At 73.8% G+C, this 2996-nt stretch carries 2 protein-coding genes; both read left to right on the top strand.

The features are described 5' to 3' along the window. Positions 1-187 precede the first annotated feature (187 nt). The gene (gene rlmB / locus ACFTZL_RS43435) at positions 188-1123 is read left to right on the top strand and encodes a 23S rRNA (guanosine(2251)-2'-O)-methyltransferase RlmB (protein WP_382595722.1); all 936 of its coding nucleotides are present in this window, start codon (positions 188-190) and stop codon (positions 1121-1123) included. Between the two features lie 128 nt (positions 1124-1251). After that, positions 1252-2940 (top strand): DoxX family membrane protein, encoded by a 1689-nt coding sequence (locus ACFTZL_RS43430; protein ID WP_382595719.1) that lies wholly within the window; start codon positions 1252-1254, stop codon positions 2938-2940. Positions 2941-2996 lie beyond the last annotated feature (56 nt).

The following is a 2996-nucleotide window of genomic DNA, read 5'->3' as shown; positions in this document are numbered from 1 at the left end:
GGCCTGTACATCGAGCACAGCCCGCTGGGTCCGCGCTGGCGCCCCGCCCCCCGCTGATACACGCCCCCCGGCTGATCGACTGTGCCGCCGGGGCCTCCGGGCGGCACACTGCATAGACGTAACAGGCACAGACTCAACAGACGTACGCAGACGTACGTACGAACCACTTCACGGAGACGGGTAGCTCATGGCCGCGAACAACCGCCGCATGTCCGGCAAGAAGGGCGCGCAGGTCGGCAGTGGCGGCAAGCGGCGCCGGGGCCTGGAAGGCAAGGGGCCGACGCCGCCCGCCGAGGCGCGCAAGGGGCACGCCAAGCAGCGCGCCGCACAGGCCAAGTCGCGCCGCGCCCAGAGCCGCACCAAGGGCCCGCGCGCCAAGGGCACCTCCGAACTCGTCGTCGGGCGCAACTCCGTCTTCGAGGCGCTGCGCGAGGGCGTGCCGGCCTCCACGCTGTACGTCCAGCAGTTCATCGACAGCGACGAGCGGGTGCGCGAGTCCCTGCAACTCGCCGCCGAGCGCGGGGGCATCAACCTCATGGAGGCGCCGCGCCCCGAGCTCGACCGGATGACGAACGGGCTGAACCACCAAGGCCTCGTGCTCCAGGTCCCGCCGTACGAGTACGCCCACCCCGAGGAGCTGGCCGCTGCCGCTGCCGACGAGGGCAAGGACCCGCTGATCGTCGCGCTCGACGGTGTGACCGACCCGCGCAACCTCGGCGCGGTCGTCCGGTCCGTCTCGGCCTTCGGCGGGCACGGCGTCGTCGTACCCGAGCGGCGGGCCGCCGGGATGACGGCGGGTGCCTGGAAGACGTCCGCCGGTGCCGCCGCCCGTACGCCCGTCGCCCGCGCCACCAACCTGACGCGCGCGCTGGAGGCGTACAAGAAGGCCGGCATCGTGGTCGTCGGCCTCGCCGCCGACGGTGAGGTCGAACTCGGCGAGCTGGAGGCTCTGGGCGGGCCCGTCGCCATCGTCATCGGGAGCGAGGGCAAGGGACTGGGCCGGCTGGTCGGCGAGACGTGCGACCACCGGGTGCGGATCCCCATGCCGGGCGGCACCGAGTCGCTCAACGCCGGTGTGGCGGCGGGGATCGTGCTGTACGAGGCGGCTCGCCGACGTCGCTGAACAGGCATCCGGCACTTCACCCGAACGGGGTAATTGCGGGGGTGTCGGGGCGACAAGGACAAGCTTGACGGGGTCCGGACAGATCCGGCCGGTCAAAGCAGTGTCCTATCGCGACGTCACTCGGTTAGATGAGTGTGGACACCAGAACACCCCGCACTCCCACGGGGGACCGCTCGTCGGGACTCGACGACGTTCCCGCGCTGAGCATGGTGAAGGTGCCGAGCGACCCGGCGCAGGTCATCGTCAATCACGCGAGTTTCCGCGTGCAGTTGGGCGTCTCGACGCGTCGCGTCCAGTCCCCACGGGTCGCACGGCACATGACCGCCAGCGAGGACACCGCCCGCATCCCCGTCGCCACCGCCGGGGGCGGGGCGGACGGGGCCACCGCCCGTCGCCGGCCCGTCGTCTGGAGCGGCAGATCCGCGCCCGACGACACCGGCGCCCACCGGCTCCTCCAGGCAGTGCGGCACGAAAGCGTCCGCCACACCGAGGAGCCCGCCTCCGACGCCGGAGCCACCCAGGTCATCTCCCGCCCGGCCACCGGCCACGGGAGCACGGGCTACGGCGGCACCGGATACCAGGGCGACGGCTACGGCGCCGGATACGAGGACGACCTCGACCAGACGGTCGAGACCCCCGTCGTCGGCCCCCAGCGCACCCACTCGGACGGCACCCGGCTGCTGCCCCCCATGCGCACCGTCGGCAGCGCCTACGACGAACCCGCCTACGTGGAAGAGGACTTCGAGGACCTCGGCGTCGGCGCGGACGAGACCGGGCGGGCCTCCAGGCGCCACGCCGACGATCCGGCGCGGCACGCCTACTACCCGGGCCGCCGGATGAACCTCGGCGTCGTCCTGCTCCCGCTGCGCGTGTTCCTCGGCTTCATCTCCATCTACGCCGGCATGGGCAAGCTGTGCGACCCCGTCTACTTCGACGGCGGCAAGCGCGGCTCCATGGTCACGTGGCTCAACACCCTGCACCCCTGGGAAGTCGCCGAGCCCCTGCGCCAGTTCGCCCTGCAGCACCCGGTCGGCTCCGGGCTGGTCATCGCCTTCGCTCAGGTCATCGTCGGTGTCCTGACGGTCCTGGGCTGCTGGCAGCGCGTCGCCGCCGCCTTCGGCGCCCTGCTCTCGGCCGCGCTGCTCGTCACCGTGAGCTGGAAGAGCGTCCCCGCCTACGAGACCCCCGACATCATCTACCTCGCCGCCTGGTCCCCGCTGATCATCGCCGGCGCCCCCGTCTACTCCGTCGACGGCCGACTGGCCGGCAGCGCCTGGCGCCGCCTCGGGCCCCGCGCCGACATCTGGGATCTGCGCAGCTACGTGCTGCGCCGCGGCGTCCTCGTCACCGCCCTCGCCACCGGGTTCACCCTGCTCGTCGGCTCGCTGCTCGGCGGCGCCGTCCGCGACGCCGACCGGGTCGTCGTCCCCGGCCCCGGCGAGGCCCCGCGCAACGAGCTGCCGGGCTCCCCGCTCCCGGGCGAACCCGGCAAGCGGCAGGACAAGAGGACCCCGTCGGCCTCCACGTCGCCCACCCAGGGCGCCACGGCCGGCTCGGCCAGCCCCAGCGCGGGCACCACGACCCGGCCGGACGCCACCCGGGGCAGCGGCACCGCCACCGGCGGTTCGCCCAGCCAGACCCAGGGCAGCGCGGGCCAAGCCCCGCCCCGGCAGTCCTCCCCGGCCGACGAGGCACCGAGCACGACCTCCGGCCCCACGTCCGGCGGCTCCGCGACGGGAGGCTCCGGCTCGACCGGCGGCACCGGCGACGGCTCCGACTCGGGCCAGCCGGGCCTGGTGGGCGGCCTGCTGGGCTAGCCGGCCGACCGAGTCAGGAGACAGGAGTGGGGCCCCGCACCGTCACGGTGCGGGGC

The sequence above is a fragment of the Streptomyces sp. NPDC056948 genome (assembly GCF_042674225.1).
Classification (GTDB): domain Bacteria; phylum Actinomycetota; class Actinomycetes; order Streptomycetales; family Streptomycetaceae; genus Streptomyces; species Streptomyces purpurascens.
The sequence above is the reverse complement of the archived record's forward strand: the minus strand, read 5'-3'. Positions and strand labels throughout refer to the sequence as shown.

Bases quoted from the DNA above. Each gene is read 5' to 3' on its own strand.
- rlmB (WP_382595722.1), top strand. From the start codon at position 188: ATGGCCGCGAACAACCGCCGCATGTCCGGCAAGAAGGGCGCGCAGGTC.
- ACFTZL_RS43430 (WP_382595719.1), top strand. From the start codon at position 1,252: ATGAGTGTGGACACCAGAACACCCCGCACTCCCACGGGGGACCGCTCG.